At 62.5% G+C, this 20173-nt stretch carries 23 protein-coding genes; 7 read left to right on the plus strand and 16 right to left on the minus strand.

The annotated features are described in order from the left end of the window. Positions 1 to 168 precede the first annotated feature (168 nt). Positions 169 to 459 (minus strand): hypothetical protein, encoded by a 291-nt coding sequence (locus ACFRAU_RS07400; RefSeq protein WP_377999365.1) that lies wholly within the window; start codon positions 457 to 459, stop codon positions 169 to 171. Between the two features lie 633 nt (positions 460 to 1092). On the opposite strand from ACFRAU_RS07400, the gene ACFRAU_RS07405 reads away from it, so the two are divergent. The 5 genes from ACFRAU_RS07405 to ACFRAU_RS07425 all read left to right on the plus strand — a co-directional run bounded on the left by ACFRAU_RS07405 (position 1093) and on the right by ACFRAU_RS07425 (position 6068). Continuing rightward, positions 1093 to 2076, plus strand: coding sequence for a helix-turn-helix transcriptional regulator (locus tag ACFRAU_RS07405; protein ID WP_377999366.1), 984 nt, complete (start codon positions 1093 to 1095; stop codon positions 2074 to 2076). Further along, on the plus strand, positions 2069 to 2932 hold the full coding sequence (locus tag ACFRAU_RS07410; RefSeq protein ID WP_377999367.1) for an SDR family oxidoreductase: 864 nt from the start codon (positions 2069 to 2071) through the stop codon (positions 2930 to 2932). Before ACFRAU_RS07405 ends, ACFRAU_RS07410 begins: the two co-directional genes overlap by 8 nt. Positions 2933 to 3051: 119 nt before the next feature. Then, positions 3052 to 3816: an SDR family NAD(P)-dependent oxidoreductase gene (locus tag ACFRAU_RS07415; protein WP_377999368.1), complete on the plus strand. Its 765-nt coding sequence runs from the start codon at positions 3052 to 3054 to the stop codon at positions 3814 to 3816. A gap of 33 nt (positions 3817 to 3849) precedes the next feature. Next, entirely contained in the window at positions 3850 to 5043 is a 1194-nt protein-coding gene (locus tag ACFRAU_RS07420; RefSeq protein ID WP_377999369.1) for an MFS transporter, read from the plus strand. Between the two features lie 47 nt (positions 5044 to 5090). Further along, on the plus strand, positions 5091 to 6068 hold the full coding sequence (locus tag ACFRAU_RS07425) for an aldo/keto reductase (RefSeq protein ID WP_377999370.1): 978 nt from the start codon (positions 5091 to 5093) through the stop codon (positions 6066 to 6068). Positions 6069 to 6175: 107 nt separating this feature from the next. On the opposite strand, the gene ACFRAU_RS07430 is transcribed toward ACFRAU_RS07425, so the two are convergent. The 5 genes from ACFRAU_RS07430 to ACFRAU_RS07450 form a co-directional block, all read right to left on the minus strand. Next, positions 6176 to 6769, minus strand: coding sequence for a transposase (locus ACFRAU_RS07430; RefSeq protein ID WP_377999371.1), 594 nt, complete (start codon positions 6767 to 6769; stop codon positions 6176 to 6178). Between the two features lie 459 nt (positions 6770 to 7228). Continuing rightward, complete coding sequence (locus tag ACFRAU_RS07435) at positions 7229 to 7579, minus strand: hypothetical protein (RefSeq protein WP_377999372.1); 351 nt, start codon at positions 7577 to 7579, stop codon at positions 7229 to 7231. A 35-nt stretch (positions 7580 to 7614) separates the two neighbouring features. Beyond that, positions 7615 to 8493, minus strand: coding sequence for a hypothetical protein (locus tag ACFRAU_RS07440; RefSeq protein WP_377999373.1), 879 nt, complete (start codon positions 8491 to 8493; stop codon positions 7615 to 7617). Between the two features lie 91 nt (positions 8494 to 8584). Further along, positions 8585 to 9241, minus strand: coding sequence for a response regulator (locus ACFRAU_RS07445; protein ID WP_377999374.1), 657 nt, complete (start codon positions 9239 to 9241; stop codon positions 8585 to 8587). Beyond that, positions 9238 to 10500 carry a sensor histidine kinase gene (locus tag ACFRAU_RS07450; RefSeq protein WP_377999375.1) on the minus strand — a complete coding sequence of 421 codons (1263 nt, stop codon included), beginning with the start codon at positions 10498 to 10500 and terminating at the stop codon, positions 9238 to 9240. Before ACFRAU_RS07450 ends, ACFRAU_RS07445 begins: the two co-directional genes overlap by 4 nt. Before the next feature lie 289 nt (positions 10501 to 10789). On the opposite strand from ACFRAU_RS07450, the gene ACFRAU_RS07455 reads away from it, so the two are divergent. After that, a complete protein-coding gene (locus tag ACFRAU_RS07455) occupies positions 10790 to 10948 on the plus strand; it encodes a hypothetical protein (protein ID WP_377999376.1) in 159 nt (52 codons plus the stop codon). 423 nt (positions 10949 to 11371) lie between these two features. Here the strand turns inward: ACFRAU_RS07455 and ACFRAU_RS07460 are convergent, their stop codons facing one another. Together ACFRAU_RS07460 and ACFRAU_RS07465 are read right to left on the minus strand one after the other, a co-directional pair. After that, positions 11372 to 12088 (minus strand): HD domain-containing protein, encoded by a 717-nt coding sequence (locus tag ACFRAU_RS07460; protein ID WP_377999377.1) that lies wholly within the window; start codon positions 12086 to 12088, stop codon positions 11372 to 11374. Positions 12089 to 12592: 504 nt separating this feature from the next. Beyond that, positions 12593 to 12724, minus strand: coding sequence for a hypothetical protein (locus ACFRAU_RS07465; protein WP_377999378.1), 132 nt, complete (start codon positions 12722 to 12724; stop codon positions 12593 to 12595). 448 nt (positions 12725 to 13172) lie between these two features. Here ACFRAU_RS07465 and ACFRAU_RS07470 point away from each other — a divergent pair, with 448 nt between their 5' ends. Then, positions 13173 to 13442: a hypothetical protein gene (locus ACFRAU_RS07470; protein WP_377999379.1), complete on the plus strand. Its 270-nt coding sequence runs from the start codon at positions 13173 to 13175 to the stop codon at positions 13440 to 13442. A gap of 307 nt (positions 13443 to 13749) precedes the next feature. Here ACFRAU_RS07470 and ACFRAU_RS07475 read toward each other — a convergent pair whose 3' ends face one another. The 8 genes from ACFRAU_RS07475 to ACFRAU_RS07510 all read right to left on the minus strand — a co-directional run bounded on the left by ACFRAU_RS07475 (position 13750) and on the right by ACFRAU_RS07510 (position 19932). Beyond that, positions 13750 to 14019: a hypothetical protein gene (locus ACFRAU_RS07475; protein WP_377999380.1), complete on the minus strand. Its 270-nt coding sequence runs from the start codon at positions 14017 to 14019 to the stop codon at positions 13750 to 13752. A 453-nt stretch (positions 14020 to 14472) separates the two neighbouring features. After that, on the minus strand, positions 14473 to 14856 hold the full coding sequence (locus ACFRAU_RS07480) for a hypothetical protein (protein ID WP_377999381.1): 384 nt from the start codon (positions 14854 to 14856) through the stop codon (positions 14473 to 14475). A 453-nt stretch (positions 14857 to 15309) separates the two neighbouring features. Next, complete coding sequence (locus ACFRAU_RS07485; RefSeq protein WP_377999382.1) at positions 15310 to 16440, minus strand: cysteine desulfurase family protein; 1131 nt, start codon at positions 16438 to 16440, stop codon at positions 15310 to 15312. Further along, entirely contained in the window at positions 16440 to 17210 is a 771-nt protein-coding gene (locus ACFRAU_RS07490) for a hypothetical protein (protein ID WP_377999383.1), read from the minus strand. Before ACFRAU_RS07490 ends, ACFRAU_RS07485 begins: the two co-directional genes overlap by 1 nt. Then, positions 17207 to 18094, minus strand: a complete 888-nt coding sequence (locus ACFRAU_RS07495; RefSeq protein ID WP_377999384.1) for a DMT family transporter — start codon at positions 18092 to 18094, stop codon at positions 17207 to 17209. Before ACFRAU_RS07495 ends, ACFRAU_RS07490 begins: the two co-directional genes overlap by 4 nt. A 297-nt stretch (positions 18095 to 18391) precedes the next feature. After that, complete coding sequence (locus tag ACFRAU_RS07500; protein ID WP_377999385.1) at positions 18392 to 18676, minus strand: hypothetical protein; 285 nt, start codon at positions 18674 to 18676, stop codon at positions 18392 to 18394. A gap of 186 nt (positions 18677 to 18862) precedes the next feature. After that, entirely contained in the window at positions 18863 to 19351 is a 489-nt protein-coding gene (locus ACFRAU_RS07505) for a single-stranded DNA-binding protein (RefSeq protein ID WP_377999386.1), read from the minus strand. Between the two features lie 278 nt (positions 19352 to 19629). Then, entirely contained in the window at positions 19630 to 19932 is a 303-nt protein-coding gene (locus ACFRAU_RS07510; RefSeq protein ID WP_377999387.1) for a hypothetical protein, read from the minus strand. Between the last annotated feature and the right edge of the window lie 241 nt (positions 19933 to 20173).

Below are 20173 nucleotides of genomic sequence, written 5' to 3' on the forward strand. Positions count from 1 at the left end.
CCAGTCCTTGCTGTCTGCGACGGCGGCCAGGATGCAGCCCTGGCCCGTCAGGCACCGCAGCGACCCGGATCAGACCGACAAGGATAGACGACTCCCGGGGGAACCACACTATGCAGGATGGGAAAGGGAGCCGTTTCGACACCCGCGTTCATCGGGACACTCTGAGAGCTACATCCCCGCGATACCCTGCTGCGTCAGTGTGTTCAGAGCGTCGATTCCGCTCTGGACGGTTCCGGTTGCGGCCAGCTCAACGAGCTTCAAGGGGAGCGCCTTTACTTTGCCAGAGTTGGGCGCTGCTGACTCGATTTCAGACTGAATCTCATCAGCAACACCTTGAGCCTCTGCTGCCACCTCCTCGGAGTCACCGATAACTGCCGGGTTCAACGGCGCACAAACCGAGCCAACAGTCCCCTCGACTTCTTCTATTTGGCTCTGCGTGAGGGTGTTCGACTGAGTCACGGGTACTCCTGCCGAAAGTCAAAGCGTTGTTTGCAAAATCTTCGTTTTCAATGACACGAATGCCCTTGGTTGTGATCGCTGGACGCAAAATCTCAGGCTCCATCAACTTGTGACCAGAAATGTACTCCTCCTCCATAAGCCACTTCGATGCTCGCGGAAGCTCTCCATCGGTATAGGGCTGGCCCAGGTAGTGGTTCCGTGAGCTGTTGAGGAAGTCACTAACCGCGAGCACATGACCGCCAGTAAGGTGCTCGTCGTACAGCCAGTTCAGTACCGTGTCACGAATCTCCTGGGCACGACGCCTCGGGTTGGACAGAAGTTGCTGGAATTCTGCGCGACATCGAGTGAAGGTTGTTTGAGGTGAGCATCGTTGATGCCCGCCAGGGACACGTCAGCGAGACATCGGCGAGCCCTGCTTCCCCAGCCACTCGGCCGGCTCATCCGCCCGCGGGTCAGTGTCTTGGAAAGCTGTTGTTTTCCAAGACTGCACCGCCTGCAGTAGCTGGCCCGGTCGGGCCATCGGCCGTCCATGAGAGCTCGAACCGGGGCCGGGGTACCGGGCCCTTTCCGCCCAGTTGGGGGGTGTCTGATAGACACTGCCACCGGCCGCCGGGGCTGCGTAGCGTGGTGGACGTGGACAGAAAAAACGACATCCGTGAATTCCTGATCTCGCGTCGCGCGAAGATCAGCCCGGAGCAGGCGGGGATCCCCAGTTACGGGGAGTTGCGGCGTGTGCCGGGCCTGCGCCGGGAAGAAGTGGCGCAGCTTGCCGGGGTGAGCACGGATTACTACACGCGGCTGGAACGCGGCAGCATTCGCGGCGTCTCAGATTCTGTGCTCGAGGCTGTGGCCTCAGCGCTTCAGCTGGATGAGGCCGAGCGGGCGCACCTGATGGATCTGGCGCGGACGGCCAGCGAGCCGTCGCGCCGGATGGCCCGCCGGCCGCCGCAGCTGCGGGTCCGTCCCGGCGTGCTGCGTCTGCTGGACGGCATGACCGGAGTGGTCGCCATGGTGCAGAACGGCCGTTCCGACGTACTGGCTGCCAACCTGCTGGGCCGGGCGCTGTACGGACCGGTGTTCACCTTTGCCGAACCGCCGGCGCCGGACGCTCCGGGCCTGTTGCCGAACCAGGCGCGCTACCTCTTCCTCGATCCGGGTGCAGCAGACTTCTACCCGGACTGGCGCGCGATCGCGGCCACCACGGTCGCGATGCTGCGCTCCGAAGCGGGCCGGAACCCCCACGACCGGTCACTGAATGAGCTGGTCGGCGAGCTGACCACGCGCAGCGGCCTGTTCGCCGCGCTATGGGCCGGGCACGACGTGCGGATCCACACCACGGGCACCAAGCGCTTCCACCACCCGGTCGCCGGGGATTTGTCGCTGCAGTACGAGACCCTGGACCTTCCCGGCGATGAGGGACAGACCCTGTTCACCTTCACGGCGGAGTCCGGCTCCGCGTCCGAAAACGCGCTGGCCTTCCTCGCCAGCTGGGCGGCACCGCCGCCCGAAACCACCACCGCCGGCGGTCCTGCCGGTGGATACCCCGTCCCCGGGACGCGCCCCCGCGCGCAGCCAGGGACGCACAATCCAGGAAAGACAGAACCAACACATGACTGAACAGAACGAAACCGTGGCCGGCAAGAAGGTCTGGTTCATCACCGGCGCCGGCCGCGGCATGGGCACCGACATCGCCAAGGCGGCCCTGGCCGCCGGCCACGCCGTGGTTGCCACCGGCCGCGGCCCCGAAAAGGTCACCCAGGCGATCGGCGAAAACGAGCACCTGCTGGCCGTCAAACTCGACGTCACCGACCCCGCCGACGCCACGGCCGCCATCCAGGCAGCCGTCGACCGGTTCGGCCGCATCGACGTCCTGGTCAACAATGCAGGGAATTTCTACGCCGGGTTCTTCGAGGAAATCACCCCGGAGGACTTCCGGGCACAGATCGAAACCACCATGTTCGGGCCCGTGAACGTCACCCGTGCGGCCCTGCCGGTCCTGCGGGCCCAGCGCTCCGGGCTGCTCGTCACGATCTCCTCGACCGCCGGCATCGCCGGCGGGGAATTCCTCACCGCGTACGCCGCCTCGAAGTTCGGTGTCGAGGGCTGGGCCGAGTCCCTGGCTACCGAAGTCGCCCCATTCGGCATCCGCAGCATGATCGTCGAGCCGGGGTTCTTCCGCACCGAACTACTCACCCCGGAATCCACCCAGTACGCCGAATCCACCATCGAGGACTACGCCGAGCGGACCGATCAGACGGTCACCGCGTGGAAGGGCATGAACGGACAGCAGGGCGGGGATCCGGCCAAGCTGGCCGACGCCCTGATCGAACTGGCCGAACTGGACGAGCCGCCTCTGCGGTTCGCCGCCGGCGCGGACGCCGTCGGCCTGTTCGATTCCAGGGCCAAGCAGCTTCAGGACCAGGCCAACGCCCACCGCGGGCTCTCCAGCAACCTCGCGTACGACGACGCCTGACGTCTGCGCAAGGGACGACGGCGGGGCTCCCGCCGTCGTCCACCGACGCAGGCCCGAGGGTCGCCAATGGCTTCCGGCTGCCCAAAAGCCGGCACCAACACGTTGAGGAGAACCCAGTCATGACATCGAAACTGACCGGAACTTCAGCGCTGGTCACCGGAGCGAGCAGCGGCATTGGGGCGGCCACAGCCCGGCAGCTCGCCGGGCTCGGCGCCTCCCTGGCGCTCGTAGCCCGCCGACGGGACCGTTTGGAAGCCCTCGCGGCCGGGATCGAGAAGGCGGGCGGCACCGCGCTGGTCATCGTGGCCGACATCACCGACCATGCCCAGGCACAGTCCGCCGTGGACCAGACCGTGGAACGGTTCGGCCGGCTGGACATCCTGGTCAACAACGCCGGACTGATGCTCCTGGGTCCGGTCGTCGGCGCCGACCCCGCGGAGTGGGACCGCATGATCTCCGTCAACGTACAGGGCCTGCTCCACACTACACACGCGGCCCTTCCGCACCTGCTCAAAGCCGCAGAGGACGGCCCGCGCCGGGTCGCGGACATCGTGAACATCAGCTCCATCGCCGGCCGCGTCGCTTGGAACGGCTACGGCGTCTACAACCTCACGAAGTTCGGCGTCAACGGCTTCACCGAATCCCTCCGCCAGGAAATCACCCGGCGGCACGTACGCGTCGGTGTCCTGGAACCCGGCGGCGTCGACACCGAGCTCGGCTCGCACAACAGCCCCGAGGTCCGCGGCGAAATGATCGACCCCTTCTACGAACAGACAGAGGTCCTCGCACCCGAGGACATCGCCGACGGCGTCGCCTACATGGTCACCCGCCCACGGCACGCCTCCATCGCCGAACTCTGGATCATGCCCACCGACCAGGCCTGACGCCCACCCCTCAGCAACCGATTGGACCTGCCCATGGCGACAACCACAACCTCCGGCCCGATGACCGTGCGTTCATCCCTGTTACCCCTCGTCGTGCTCAGCCTCTGCGGGTTCACCAGCGTCACCACCGAGTTGTTGCCGTCCGGTTTGCTGACCGGCATCGCCGCTGACCTGGGCGCCGGCATCGCCGCGGCCGGTTTCCTGACTTCGGCCTACGCCGCCGCCATCGTCGTCACCGTCCTGCCGCTGACCCGGCTCACCCTCCGCGTCCCGCGGCGCGTCCTGTTCGCGGCGATACTGGGCATCTTCGCGGCCGCCAACATCCTGGTAACCTTCAGCCCCGCCCTTCCCGTCGCCATCACCGGGCGGGTCCTGGCCGGAACCGCGCACGGGCTGCTGTGGGCAACCGTAGCCCCCACGGTCGCCCGGATCACCAACCCGGGGCATGCACCCCGCGCGATGGCGATCGTCTTTGCCGGCACCAGCCTCGGGCTGGCGGCCGGCGCCCCGCTCGGAACCCTGCTCGGCCAGATACTGGGCTGGCGGGCGGCGTTCCTGATCCTGGCCGGGGTCAGCGTGGTGCTGGCGGCCCTTGCCTTCCTCACCATCCCCAAGGTCAATCCGGACACCAGGCGGCCGCTCTCCATTGCCCGGGCCGTCCGGCTTCCCGGAGTCGGACTGATCATCGGCGGCTGGGCCGTCATGCTCCTGGCCCACTTCGCCGTGCTCACCTACATCGCCCCGTACCTCGAACGGGTCGGCCTCGGGCAAATGGTGGGGGCCGGGCTCGCCGTGCTGGGGACCGCAGGACTGCTCGGGGTGGCCCTGGCCGGACGCGTTCCCCGGCGGGGCCTGTTCGTCGGCCTGCTGGCCGCGCCCCTGCTGCTCGTAGCAGGTCTCCTCGGCCTGAGCGTGCTGCCCCTGAACCTCGCGGTCGCCGTGGCACTCCTCGGGATCTGGGGCATCGGATACTCCGCCGCGGCGGTCTTCGATCAGCAGGTCGTCCTGATTGTCGGCCACGACGCTCCCGACACGGTGACCAGTGTCTCCGTCGTCGCCATCCAACTCGGCATCGCCCTGGGCGCAGCCCTCGGCGGGCTCACCGTCGACACCCTCGGCGTGGTCTGGGTCCCGCTGACCGGCGCGATCTTCGCCGCGGGCTCCGTGGCCTTGCGCATGGGTCTGCGCCAATACATGCCGCACCACCATTCAGCAGCAACGACCTAAACCCCAAACGCCGGAACCCCCGGCCTCATACGCGTAGGAGAAAACCAATGGAGTACACACGCCTGGGCTCTTCGGGCCTGAAGGTCAGCAGGATCTCCATGGGAACCATGGGCTACGGGGACGGCTCCCGGGAAAAATGGGCACTCGATTACGACGCCGCCGCGCCGTTCTTTCGTCAGGCGCTCGACCTCGGCATCACCTTCTGGGACACAGCCAACATCTACAGTTTCGGAGGTTCCGAGAAAATCGTCGGCCGCGCGATCAAAGAACTTACCCGTCGTGACGAGATCGTCCTGGCCACGAAAGTCCACCAGCACATGCACGACGGCCCCGGCGGTGCCGGGCTCTCCCGCAAGGCCGTCATGGAACAGGTCGACGCTTCCCTCACCCGGCTCGACACCGACTACATCGACCTCTACCAGATCCACCGGTACGACCCATACACGCCGGTCGAGGAAACCATGGAGGCACTCCACGACGTCGTCAAGGCCGGCAAGGCCCGCTACCTCGGAGCATCCAGCATGTTAGCGTGGCAGTTCTCCAAGATGCAGTACACCGCCGAAGCCAACGGCTTCACAAAGTTCGTCTCCATGCAGAACCAGTACAGCCCCATCATGCGGGAAGAAGAACGGGAAATGTTCCCCCTGCTCGCCGATCAGGGCGTCGGCAGCCTCCCGTGGAGCCCGCTCGCCGGCGGACTCGCCGCCCGCCCCTGGGGTGAGAACAACACCGAACGGGCAAAGACCAACTCCGACCTGGACTTCAACGGGAACCCCCTCTGGCTCGACAGCGACAAGAACATCGTCGACGCGATCCAGCACATCGCCGAAACCCGAGGGGTGTCGATGGCTCAGGTCGCGATCGCCTGGGTCCTGAAAAACCCGGGCGTGGACGCCCCGATCGTGGGAGCCACCAAGCCACACCACCTGACCGACGCAGCAGCGGCCCTCAACCTCACCCTCACCGACGACGAGGTCACAGCCATAGAGGAACCATACGCGCGCCGCGAACCCACCTGGTTCTGAGCCGCCCCGTCTCTCAAGGGCATGAGACTCCCTTCAGGTGAGGCCTGTCGGTGATGTTCCATGGACGGCCGTCTGGGCACGACCGGAACCGCCGCAGGCACGTCTCGTCAGGCGGACGTTGATGGTGCCCCCGCGGCAACTCGGGTGCAAGTGATGTCGTCGCGGAGCTTGGCCCACAGGACGTTCAGTCGGCGGCGGGCAAGGGAGGGCATGGCCTGGATGCGGGTCTTGCCTTCGGCGCGTTTTCGGTCGTAGTAGGTCCGGGATACGGCCGACAGACCGGAGAGATAGAAGACCCACAGGAAACGGAGGTCGTAGCGCCGCGGACGGTGGTGGTTGCCGGTGATCCGTCCGGAGTCCTTTGGTGCCGGAGCGAGTCCGGCGACGCCGGTAAACCGGTCAGCGGTTTCGAAAACTGTGAGGTCTCCGCCCGTGGCGCCGAGGAACCCCGCGGCGAGGACGGGGACGAAACCGGGCATGCTCAGCAGGGCCGGGGTATGACGGTGTTCGGTGACCTTCTCGCTGATCAGCGCGCCCAGGGCGGCCAGTTCCGCATTCAGGGTGATGATTTCCTGTGCGAGGGCGGCGACGATCACCTCCCCAAGGTGCTGGGCCGGGACCATGGCGTGCGGGATTTCGCGGCATTCACGGCGGCCTGGGCGCCCGCCGCGGACGAGCGGGCGCCGTGCTTCTTCGGCCACACGTGAATCCTGGTTTGGCCAGTAGAAGCCGACAGTCATCGCGTTCGGGGTCATCGGCGTTTCGGCACTGTCTTTCCTGCTCGGCACGCTGCTCCTGGGAGGAATCCTTACTCCGTTCCCGGAGCTGGAGCGGTCGGCGTAAAGCCGGGGCGCCCCAGCAAAAAATAGACCCCACCGCCGGAGCAAATGCTCCTGGCAGTGGGGTCTTCGCTGTACTCGCTCCCTATGCAGACTCTGCACCACGCTGCTCAGTCGATGCCGTGCTCGGCGGACAGGGCCGAGAGACTACGGCCGAGGCTTTCCATGTCGGCGATGGCGGCCCAGGGTGCAGCCTTGGCCCGTCAGGCACCGCAGCGGCCCGGATCAGACCGTCCAGGATAGACGGCTCCCGTTCTCAGCATCGATTTGTTATTTCGTGTGAATATGTCAACGTGAATCACGACCACCGGGACGGCTTCTTCATTCAGGGCCACCCTGGTTGTGTGCTAAGCGGTTCCTCAGTGGTGGCACTATGAATGCGCCGACAGCGAGGAGTGCGAATCCGACGATCGCTGGGTTCATCCAGAAGGGGACCATGTCGTAGTCGGCGTTGCATTTGTTGCTCAACGGGAAGATGTTCCTGCCCGCATGTTCCGGGTGCGCCATTCTGTACTCCGGGTCATATGTCTGATGATGAGTTAGATGGCAGGACTCCTCGTTATCGAGGCCTCCGACAAAGATTCCGAAGAACAGAAGGATCGGAACCATGAACACGGAGAAGATCCCGAGCAGCACCCATCCGGGCCTGATTCCATGCCGCGAAGCCCTCATGTTTTGTTCCTCCATAACGCATTGTTGACGCCCCATCAATTAGTCATTGTGGCGAGGATTGGTGCCGCGCTTGAGGCCGCATTGCGTCGGATTTCTTTGACTTTCTCGATCTCAGGCGCGAGTTGCTGCATGCGGGTGGTCAGGTATTTGTCCAGGATGCCGTCGAGCGTGGCGTGAAATCCGGTCTTGTCCCTGCAGACGGCGTCGGCTACAGCGATCCTGAACTCCTCCTGGCCCCCCACTGCTTTTCCGGCGTCAGATGCCTGCTGCGGGTTCGCGTAGGAGGAATAGGGAGTTTCGTTCATGCATGGTTTCCAGTCCCTGATCGCCCTGTCCACGCCGGGATCGCTGGAAGCGGAATTGGTCGCAATCAAGAGTGAGTTGGAGGCGCCGAGGGTCGCGAGCATGTAATTCTCAGCACTGCCGTAGATGCGTGTCATGGCCTGGCCACGGCATCCTCCTGCGGATGTTCCCAATCCGTCCGCTGTCGTTTTGGGTTGGGTGTCGGCGGGGCCTGTGAGAGCTTGGTTGAATGCTGGGTCGGCGAACAATTGGCCTTCGGCAGACGCTGGCGTGGGCTCGTGTGGGCCCTGCGGTTCTGTGCTCGCGTAGCCGCTTGTTTTTGCTGTTTCAACGGTGAGCCGTTTGAAGCCGATGATTCCGTTCAGGTCAAGCGGCGAGATCCACATGGGTGGCGTGTAGTCGAAGCCGGCCTTAGCCATGCACTGCCGGACGGCTTCCTGCATGCCCTGTTCGGCCACCGGATCGGCCTGGGCGTAGGCCTCAGCCTGGCGGATAATTCCTGCGACCGGCTCCGCTGATGGGGTGATCGGTGTTGCCGGGATCGCCGCGGCTGCCAGTGCAACTCCGGCGCCCAGGATCAGTCCCCCGGTGGCGATGGTTTTCTTTTTCATGGCGAACTCCTCTAGCTGGTTAGGGGCAGAGCGGTGGGGAGGCCTGCCCGTCGGGGAAGGCATGTAAAAGGGGCGCAGGGCCGGGTGGCTCCTAGCTCAACAGGGCATTTTCGTAAGCGAAGGCGACAAGCTGGATCCGGTTCTTAAGCCTGAGTTTTGCCAGGATGCTGCCCACGTGTGACTTCACGGTGGCCTCGCTCAGCACCAGGGACGCGGCTATGTCACTGTTGGCCAACCCTTTGGCGGCAAGGAGGAAAACATCACGTTCCCTGCTGGACAGGTCCGCGAGGACCTCATCATTACCCGCGGCCGGTGTGGTGTAGTCACGCAAGAGCTCGTTCGTTAGGGCCGGTGCTATGACGGAGTGGCCCGCGTGCACGGTCCGGATGGCGGCCAGCAGGAACTCAGGGGTGGTGTCCTTGGTGAGGAAACCAGCAGCGCCGGCCTGGATGGCGCGGACGACGGCTTCATCGTGCTGGATCGTGGTGAGCACGATGATTTTGATGGACGCCAAGTCCGGAGATCCCAGGATTGCTTTGGTGGCGGTAATGCCATCCATGACGGGCATCCGGATGTCCATGAGGAGAACGTCCGGGCGTGTTTCCCCGGCTAGTTTCACCGCCGCGTCCCCGTTGATGGCCTCTCCGACGAGGTCCATGTCCGGCTGGCTGCGGAGAATCATTTTGAGCCCGGCGCTGAAGAGCGGTTGGTCATCCACGAGAGCTATTCGGATCGGTCCTTCGGTCATAGTCGTGCGCCTGTCAGGACCGGGAGTGGGGCCGTCGTGGCCGCTGATCCCCTTTGCCCGTCAGCGCGGGTCAACGGCAGGAATGCCATCACTTCGAAGATTTCCTCACTGCGGAGCGTTTCGACCCAGCCTCCCGCGGCTGCTGCCCTGGCCTGCATTCCTGCAATTCCACGTCCGGTCGACCGCACCTCTTCCTGATAAGGGACGGGGCTTCGGAGAAGTGATGAGCGGACGGAGACTTCGAGGGAACTCGCGGTCCACGCGAGGCCCAACCTTGCGCCCTTTGCCCGGTCTGCGTGTTTGAACGCGTTCGTTAGGCTTTCCTGGACCAGCCGGTAGACCGTCAGGTGCTGGGCTACCGTCAAGTCTCGGGGCGAGCCCGTGGTTGCAATCTGCACCGGCATTCCACTGGAGCTCAATCGGTCAGCGAGAGCGGCCAGGTCCTCGACCCGGTTGGCCGGTTCGTTTGTCCTGTCGGTGGCAAAGCCTTCAATCAGTCGGCGCGTTTCGATTAGCGCCGTCCTGGCGGACTCGGCGATGACTGCGGAGGCTTCCTTAACGGATTCCGGTTCCGTGCGGTGGATGAAGCGTATGCCTTCGGCCTGTGCCACGATGACCGTCAAGGAATGCGCGAGGACGTCATGCAGCTCCCCGGAGATCCTGTTGCGCTCTTGTTCGATGGCGAGCTCTGTTGCCGTTTCGCGCAGCCGGAGCTCGGCAGCAAGCTGGGCCCTCCGGCTTCTCGACGCGTTATTCACCGCTAGGCCAGCGGCCCACGGGGCAAGGTTCAACGCCACGAACGCGCCGAAGATGAGAAAAGCGTACATGAGGATACGTAGAACTTCCCGGCCGTAAATCTGGTTGCCGAAAATGAAATTGATCCAAGTCTGATCCGTAAACCAGCTGATGGTCGTGACACCGGCGAACAAAACGGCAGCAGCCGGCGGGATCCATCGCGCCCGGGACTTCCAGCCGATCACGGCAAAGAAGATAACAACGGGAACTGCTGCGTAGCTCAGCACGCCCGACAGGGCGACGGACGGCAGGACGGCGAAGCTCTGAAGGACCAAGGTGAGAGCAGCCAGCCCCAAGGCAGCCACCGGCAGTACCTCAGCTACAGCGATACTGGCTATCAGCGCCAACAGCAAAGCGCTGTTCCGGTCGAAATGGCGCTGTTCGAGGATGAGTAGCGTCCCCAGAAGCAGGATGGCCGTGGCCGGCGCTGCAAGGGACTTCAGATACTCGATCGTCTTGAACATGCATTCACCCTAATCGGGTCCCAGCACCGCCCGTGCCCGATTCTGAGCGGATTCCAACCCTAGGATGAAAAAGTTCCCCCTCATGGATGAGTCATATGTCCATGCCGGAGTGCACGTCTAAACTCCCGAGAAGCCTCGGCGGCGATGAGCGACTTCTCGGGGACCGATGCGGTGTCTTGAGATAGGAATTGCTCAACGCCAGTAGGCACCCCGCCACACCGCACCGTACCTGCCTACACAGGCGGGAGCCGGGGTGTCAGCCGCCGGCCGCTTCAACCTATGCACCGCGGTGCGTCCCTTCGCGCGGGCATCCTGGGCGATGGCGAGCTACATCGCGTCCGAGCTGCCCATCCCCGAAGCCACCCAGACACGCATGGAAACCTGCCTCCTCGAGATTCCCGGTCCGCGGCTGCGCACGCATCTGCTGGCGTTCCTTCCTCCACCCTGACCCGTGGCCCCGTTCCGGAGCGCGTCGACATCGGTAACTTCGTGAAGACATACGAGCGAATCTGAGCGTGCACCTGCCGATCCGGCCCCCTGTGATCTCACAGGACTGGGGACCGGGGCCGACGTGGCAGCCCGGTCAAGGAACGCCTACTGCGCAGTCAGGACTATTTCAAATAACGCACGGATCAACTGGCGCACTTGCACCAGGAGCAGCCGGCAGTCTTCGCGTTCGGGATCAGCTGTTTCAGTACTGTCCTTCCTGCTCGGGACCCTGCTCCTGGGAGGGATCCATCCTCCGTTCATGGGGCTGGAGCCTTAGGCGTATAGCGGCTCAGAAAAAAGAGACCCCACCGCCGGAGCAAATGCTCGTGGCGGTAGGGTCTTCGGTGTACTCCCTGATGACGCAGACTCTGCACCACGCTGCTCAGTCGATGCCGTGCTCGGCGGAGAGAGCCGAAAGACTACGGACGAGGCTTTCCATGTCGGCGACGGCGGCCAGGGTGCATGCCTGGCCGGTGAGGCACCGCAGCGAGCCGCGCAGGCCCTTGGCCACGACTTCGACGGCGGGCAGGTACTTGAGCAGCATCCTGTACAACCGGGCGTCCTGGCCGTGACCGAGCTGGTGACGAATGGATCCAGCGTTGTCTTTCAGATCGCTGGCCTTGATGAGCAGCGCCGGTGAGTCTGTGCTGGCCAACTGCGCGATGTGCTCGTCGTAGGGCGTTCCATCGGTGGGATTGGTCACGGCGTCCACGAAGCGCGCGACACGGTGCCCATAGAGCCGCTCCAGGCAGGCCAGCGGCTCCTCTCCTGTGTGGCCGTACAGGGCGAGCAGCTCCTGGCTGCAGTCCTCGACGATGTCGTGGAGCAGGGCTGCGGCAATCAAATCGGCATCAGCGACGCCCCAGCGCAGGAGACGGAGGGCGACGCGGAGCGGGTGCTCGATGTATGGCACGCGAGGCAGGTCGCCCCTGACGAAGCGCGTCTGTTCCCGGTGCAGGAATGAGGCCATCGTTGCGGCCGCGGTGACGGACCCGTGGCCGGTTGGCATGAGCCGGCGGGTCTCCCGGTCGAGCTCGAACACGAGCATGGAGGAGTTCATCCGCTTCAGCGGGACATGTGTTGTGGTCAGGGCGGTCATGGCTGTTCCTTTGGTCTGAAGTGAATGTCTTCCGGCAGCAAGACCCCAGGCGCTGCCCTGCAGCGCAGAACGATGGCGTTGCTCTTCGACGGACCCCTCGGATCAGCTGTGCTGAGCCAACAAAGAAATCACCCCGCAGCATCATGCAGATGCCACGGGGTGATGAAGAATCGAAACTTCAGTGCTCCTGACGTGCCGCAAGTTTCCAGGCCCGGCGCTCCCGCCGCTTGGCGCGCCGGCGCTGGACTGTACGGGCTTTGCCGGGAGGTTCCCCGCAGCAGCGGCAGTCGCGGCCGCCAGGGCCCACGGGGCAGCGCCGGCCGATCATTGTCGTCATGGTGTTCGTGCTCCTTCGGTTTCGGATTGGTGGCGTGGCCCGGGGCGGGGAATCGAGCCTCGTTGCGTCCAACACGCCATAGTGCGTACAGACGGTGCCCTAGAACGGGGCGGATCAGCGCCCGGCGCTCAGCCAGATGCCGACGACGGTTGCTGTGTGGTGGCCGGTCATGACACCGGCGACAGCAGCAGGTGCCGGGAGCGGGGCTTCAGTATCAGCATGGTCATGATGAGGAAGCGGCCGGCTGCCTTGCCGGCGTGCCGAAGCGTCGCCGCGGCGCTGTTCTTGAGCGGACTCATGACGGAGTGTTCCCCTCAGACAGTGATGTTGGTCTTCCCGTCCAGATCCGGATCAGCTGTGCTGATCCCCGCGAGCACGAGAAGACTCCCCCATCCAGGCGCACTGGCCTCGCATCCACGGGAGTCTCTGTGCTGTGCCTGCTGGTTTTTCTGGCGCCTCCGGAGCAGGGAGCTAGGCCGGCGCTTCAACAGCGTACGGTGGAAGTCTGGGCTGGCGGCCGCAGGCTAGGACAGCACGCCGCAGGGGCGTCCCGGACTACGCATATCTCCAGCTCGGTCCAGGCTTGATCGGAGCCTCTACGGGGCTTTGCCGGCGATGAGTTCCTACTTTTTGGCCAGGTCGGAGGGGTTTCCGGCGACGGACCGGCTTGCGGGACGTTTTGCGGCCGGCCTTCACCGGGACCATGTCCTCGTACACCGATGAGACACTTTCAGCATGGAGGTATTTATGGTTTGGCATGTCCGTCATGCGAAATTTTTAGACGGATCGCCAACGGAACATTTCGGCGAGGACGGGGAACTGAGCTGGGACGAACAGTCCGGCGACGACACGAAAATCCTGGGGATCTACGCGACAAAAGTTGAAGCCGAAGGCCGTATCGAAAGAGCACGGCAGCAGCCAGGCTTCAAAGATGAACCTGACTGCTTCATTATTGACTCTTTTACGCTGGGTGAGGACCAATGGACCGATGGATTCGTAACTATCCCCTATGAATAACGAGGCCAACGGACAAAGACCTTTTACCGGCCTTGTACAGTGGCGCTAACTCCAGCTCTTGCGTTTTCCGATGAAGTAGCGCACATCATTACGGCAATGCCACTAACGACGACCACATATACCCAGATGTTGTTCGATTCGGACCGAAAGCCAAGGTTGAAACAGAACAGCTGGACGATGGGTGGATTCCTGTCCGCCAAGCGTCCGCTGGCTGGACCGGGCGGTTCACTCGTACGGCCTGCCCGCGGGGCATGCGCAAGAGAGCCTGAGGGACGGGAGTCCCGGCTTCATGGCACTCCACGAGCGGCTAATGTCCAGCCTTCCGGGCCTCGAGCAACAGTTCGGCGAGGATCGCCCTGATGGCTACGAGCGCATATGGGGACTTGGCCCCGTCTATGGTCATAAACAGCATGGGCCGGTATTCGTCCACGGGAAGCCCGGAGTCCATTGGACTGCCGATGATGACAGCGACCACAAGGATTATGAGCGTCGCAAGCTTTGCAGCGGTACCGCGTATCACGACGTGATAGACGAGAACTGCTGTCAGCGCGATCGGGAGGACTGTTCCACCTGTCATTCGTGTTCGACGTCACGGGCACGGCCTCATAATCAAATTATGGCTTCCAGTGCACATGATTCGTCACGCCCCTACTTCTCGGTCGGGCCCAAAGGCAACGATCGTGCGTCCATTGGACTATGCCAGGCAGGCTCGCATGCTGGATGTATTATCCTCTATTACTCTCAGCCTTCAGCTACGCCGGCGTGGTATCTTCTCGAGTTCGCCGGACCGGACTGCACGGTGGAAATCCAAGACAGTGACTACTCATTCTTTGCCGAAGACAAGTCCGAGATGGAGGAAATGCTCGATTCCTTCAAGATTGTCTGGTTCGACGGGGAGGAGGCAAAATCTTTAATGTATGCGCACTTTCTCGGAATTGGCCCCGGCTTACTGCGACGCTGCCTCGGCTGGGTAAGGCTCAGGCGCGCTGGATCATGGCGCTGAGTTCCGGTAGCCCGAACCGGCCAACTGCTAACCGCCCGTCAGGAATGCATCGGCGGCGGCAGCAACATCCCGGAACTCGTCCTGGCGCATCGCCTCCACCGGTGACACATCATCGAGCTGCGGATTCATTCCCATAAACCAGGCCCGGATGGTCCCGGATGCATCCTTGACGGAAAGTTTCACGATAATGGCGTAGGTCTCGCGCATTCGCCGCTCGATCGCGGTGGACGGCCGCTGGGTTCCTGTTCGCCAGCCATCAACCGTTTGGGGACTAACGCCGGCGATTTCCGAGGTCAGAACCTTGCCAAGGTGATCCATGAGAAAGCCAATGATGTCCGGAAGGCTGTTCTCCACGGACTTGCGATGGGATCTGGTTCGACCCGAAGTCACGATGTGACGGTTGGTCATCATGGCTTTCCCCATCCTGACTAAATACTCCTGCACTGATTAAACGCCAAAGATCCGATAGGCGTGAGTATTTGAAGGTTTGGAAGCCGCTCGATACTGCCTGTGGGGGCCAGTGGCCGTGGTTATGGGCGCCGCGGGTACCCACCGGCGTTGTCTCCGTGGCAGCATCTGGCCATGGCTCAACTCTCCTTCGGGCGCCTCGCTGTGACCGCTGAATCAAAAAAGGAACCCTGTGGTGCCCGACAGGAGCACCACAGGGTTCAGGAAGACGACTAGCAGCAGGGAAACCTCAGAAGGCTTCAATCAGCTCCAGCCGGGCAAAGGTGACACGGCCTTCGGCATGCACATCGAATCCGTCAGCGTGGGAGTACACCGTCCACCTGTACTTCCCGGGAGTGACGTTGATGATGGTGTAAACCTCATAGGGAAGTTCTCTGTGAGCACTCCTCCACGCTGTTACTGCAGGCGGAGAACAGCTGCCGCAATCTGTTCGGCTGCCTCATCGACATCGTCCGTGGTGGTGAACCGGCCGAATCCTACACGGACGCTGGAACGGGCCATGGCATTATCGAGGCCAATGGCAAGGAGCACATGCGAGGGCTTCTGGTCACTGCTGTTACAGGCAGAGCCTGTTGACATGGCCACCTTCGGCACGGCTGACAACAGGTCGACTGAATCAACGCCGGGAATTCTGAAATTAAGGCAATTCGGCAGCGCGTTGTTTAGTGGTGAGTTGACGGCAGCCGTCTGAACCTGACTCGCCAGCTTGTTCCAAAACCTGCTTCTCAGTTCGAGGACTCTTTGGCGTTCAAGCGCGGAATTCCCGCTGGAGATTTTCATCGCTTCGGCGAAACCGACGATGCCCGTGATGTTCTGGGTGCCGGGCCGGCGGCCACTCTCCTGACCGCCGCCGAACAGCATGTTCCCGAAACCCCCGTGGAGGGTCTGGGTTTCTTTGTCGATGTAGAGTGCCCCGATGCCTTTGGGTCCGTAAATTTTGTGCCCGGAGAAACTTATGAGGTTCGGACCCAGTGTGGTGAAGTCAGGAGCGAGATAGCCGATGCCCTGTGTGGCGTCACAGTGAAGCAGGACTCCGGCTTTGCGGGTGATCGCTGCGATTTCCTGTATCGGCTGGATGGATCCAATCTCATTGTTAGCCAGCATTACCGACACGAGGCTGGTGTTGGGTCTGATGGCATCAGCGACATCGTCAGGTGAGACGCATCCTTGTGCGTTCACGGGCAGGAACGTGACATCGCCGCCCCGCTCTTGAAAAGCGTTAGAAGCATCCAGGACGGATTTATGTTCGATGACAGAAGTAATGACGTGGTTGCCGGCTGATCCAGCCGCAGCCGCGATGGCCCAGTTGTTGGATTCCGTTGCCCCGGAAGTGAAAAACAGTTCGCTTGGCCGGCAGTTCAGCACTTTCGAGATACTGCGGCGCGCCTTTTCGATCGCTTGCTGGCTTTTCAATCCCAACATGTGCGGGCTTGAAGGGTTTCCCCAAAGCTCCCTGGAAGCACGGTCCACGACATCTGCCACCCGGTCATCGAGGGGCGTCGTGGCCTGATAGTCGAGGTAAATCATCAGATCTCCCGGTGGTAGTCGTCAGAGTTAAATACGACAGGGACGAAGTCCTGGGTTTCGGCATCAAAAAAGATCAGAACCATGGCTTCCGCGGGTCGGGCACGCCTCTTCATATACATCTCGGTGCCCTTGATGACTTTGTCCCGGTCGGCAATCCGGATGAAATCGAACATTATCCGTGACGCAGCGTCCGGGGTCCGTTCAAGGCTCCGGAACGAGATGTCTTCAAACTCGCTGACAATCAGGGGACAGCGGGGGATTCCCGTGCCGGCAGCGTTAAGAGCGCCGGCGATGACCCGTGGGTGGGAATCTGAGTCGAACAGGATCTCATTTCCATCGAGGTGAAGTGTCGGGTCGGACTCTGGAGCTTTGAGCCAGTTTTTGATCTTGCGTGCAGCGCGGTTGCGAAGGGTTTTCTCGCGAACGACACTGAACGCACTGCCAAATGAATTCGCCATCTCCTGGAGTGGCGAAGTATCCATATCCTCCGCACGGATCGATGTCAGGGTGCAGGCATCTTCGGAGCAGTCCATTCCGAGGTCGTTGACCAGGACGGTGTATTGGGCTCCGGGGCGCGCCGCGCTGGCCGTGTCCAGCATCCGGCCGAGGCTGAGACCAGCCATCATTGAGCTCCTGGAAAAATCGTCGATCCCTGTGGGTGCGTCGAAGTATCCGCATGAGATCAGGGCTTGAGTGTCGGTGGTGATTTCAAAGGACAAATCCAGGCCGTCCAGAAGCCCTTGAATGTCCATGACGGGTGCTGTCTTCATGACACAGTGACTTTCTCTGGTGAAGTTGATGATTCGGCGTAGACGGCGACGCCGGCGCATAGGGTGAGAAGTACGATGCCGGTCACCTGCCGGAAATCCAGGTTTTGATGGAGGGCCAACGCGCCCACGGTGGAGGCCAGTGCAGGATCGAGGGCGGCTATCAGCGCGAAAACCAGCCCGCGGAGCCGCTTCATGGCAAAGAGTTCCAACGCGAAGGGGGCCAGCAGCGTCAATACGGAGACTATGAGCGCGTGGAGGCCCAGCTCAGCAGTCAATGGAACCGCGGTGGGAGCAGCCACGAGGTAGGCAGCCAACGAAACAGGGAGCGCTACCCAGAGGCTTTTACTGAGGGTGAGCATCGGGTGGTTGTCCTGCGGCATTGAGGTTCCGACGTGGATGTAGGCGGAGAGGAGCAGCCCTGTCGCCGCGGCATAGAGCATGCCTTCGATGGCGGTTGCGGTGCCATATGCGGGGATCATGAAGAGCCCGGCAACGGCCAGTGCGGCCGACGCCCGGGCCAGTGTGCTGCGCGACCGGATACATCCGATGACCAAAGGTACGGTGAACTCAATGGAAACCGCCAGGGACAGATCAATGGTGGAAATCGCCTGGTAGAAGGTGACCTGCATCAGCCCAAGCACCAGCCCGTACTTCAGGATGAGCCGGCCTGGCACCCGGCCCGATGACTTCATCATGAAGATCAGAGGGAGGGTAAGGAGAGCCGCAATCCCGATCCGCAGAACGGTGGCACCTGCGGGGCCAATTGAGTCGATGAGACCGACCGCTACAGCATTGCCGATCTGCAGGAGCGTGAGGCTGGCCACGGAGGCCAGAACGCCTGCCTTATGCCGGGAGAATGTGCGCCCGGCTCCCTGGGGCGTCATTTGCCGCCCCGGTCACAGGCACCAGATTGATGAGGAAGTGCCAGGGATTTCGGGCCCTGGGACCCGGCAGAAACCGTGGCGGCCCGACCTGTCCCGGGCACGGGAATATTTTTCACAAGAGGATCCCCCATTATCCAGAAGTGAGAAGAAGGTGCGCTGCTGCGCACCGCTTGAAAACCTTTACACACCGTTATGACAACTCCAAATAGTGTGTGACAAGCATGTGACACACAGATATCCCGGCCATATCAGCCCGCAGGAACAGCAGCATGTCGCTCTTTGTGGGCCCCGAACTAACTACACGTTCCCTTTGCTCCCCCTGAGTACCTGGTACTGGCAGTACGCGACACCGGCCGATTCGCCGAGGAAGTAGTGGATTTCCTCGGCGGTCATTCCGGTGGCATCGAAGCCGACAATCTGCGGGAACGCTTCGGCGAGTAGCCGTGCTGCCGGAGGTATGTCAGACGCCGGTGACCGGATCGGGTCCGGCTCTGCGGCCGGGCCTGCAAAGGCTGCTGCTGCGCGGTGGAAGGGAAAAGCTGCAGGGGCGGGGACGAGGGGAACAAGTGCAAGGGCGGTCATGGCGAATCTCCTGAAGTGGTGGTGATCATTCGCCAATGACGCCGGATCAGCTGTGCTGATCCTTGTGGCATCACTTGCGGCGTCCGGGAATGGGCATGCCCGGTGGCATAAAGAAGATCCCCGCCCGAGCAGCGCGAGGCTTCTCGAGCGGGGACTCCCCCTGTGGCTGTACTGGGTTGTGTGGTGCTAAGCAGCCTGGAAGGGCAGCTGCTCGTCGACGGCGCTTGTGGTCACGACAGCCGCGACGGCCGGCTGCGCAGCCGGAACAGCAGCCAGAGCAGCAGCTTTGTTCTCTGCTTCGGCGGCGACAACGCGATCAGCCAGGCGTGCCTGGGTCACAGCCTTGGATTCGAGGAAGGTGATGTCCTCGGCGATGACTTTCAGGTCGAAGACCTGATCACCGTTCCTGGTGTAGCGGTCCATGCGCAGCGAGGTGTTCACAGCGACAAGGTCGCCCTTGTGGATGTTCGAGTACGGACCCAGACCCTGGGTCACAGCGCGGACGAAGGCCTCGACGGGGATGCCGTCGGCCTGGCGCTCGTTCTGCGCGTTGGTCCAGTTGCGGTCGGCCATGATCGTGAAGACGACCTTTTTGGAGCCGTCCTGGTTGGTGAAGTGCCGGGGGTCGCTTGCGAGGCGGCCGATGACGGTTCCGTTGTTGCGGGGGTTCGACATGGGAGATTCTCCTTGTATTCAGGATGCGCACAGTTGATCTCTTCGATCCGCGCAAATGGGTTGGGTTGAGGTACTTGGTTACGTGCCTGTCAGCCACCATCCGGATCAGCACTGCTGATCAGATGAATGTCTTTCATCCCGGGCCTTCGCATCAGCCGCGCTGATGAAACGCGCCTCAGTGCTTCTTCCGGATCAACTTCGTTGATCCAAAAAGCCCTTGCATCACGGGTCCCGCATCAGCTGCGCTGATCAGACCCGGTATTCCTGGCCTATGTGCATCAGAGTGTCTGGACCTGGAGGAGCTGCTGGTTCCTGGTGATGCCCTTGAACACAGCATTGAAGGTCCGCGGAAGCATCCCCCAGTTCAGCTCCTCCCCCAGTTCAACGGCGAGGTATGGGCGCTGGCGGAGGTACGCCGTCGCCTGGTGGTCGACGTACGCCGCGCTTTCGCCTTCGAAGACAACGCTGTGCCAGGTCGTCTGGTCGGCGCTGACATTCAGCGTCAGGGCCAGCAGGTCAGCGTCGGGCTGGTTTGTGGATGCGATTCCGGCGTCGGCATTGAACGAAGCAGTAGCAGTCATGATGGAGTCCTTCGTGGGTGGGGATCACTGGCCGCAGGCAAGACCTCCAAGGGACATCACCCGCGAACGGCACGCACATGACGTGTCACGGATCCCTCCGGATCAACTCTGTTGATCCCCAACCCGGAACAGGACAGACCGCACACAGCACCTGCGCGCCCGGGCCCTGCCCGGCGCGTCTTTTGATGCTTTCTGCTTTTCAATGCCGCATGCGACAGCAATTCGATAAGCCATTCAGATA

This window comes from Arthrobacter sp. NPDC056691 (assembly GCF_042791415.1).
Lineage (GTDB): Bacteria > Actinomycetota > Actinomycetes > Actinomycetales > Micrococcaceae > Arthrobacter.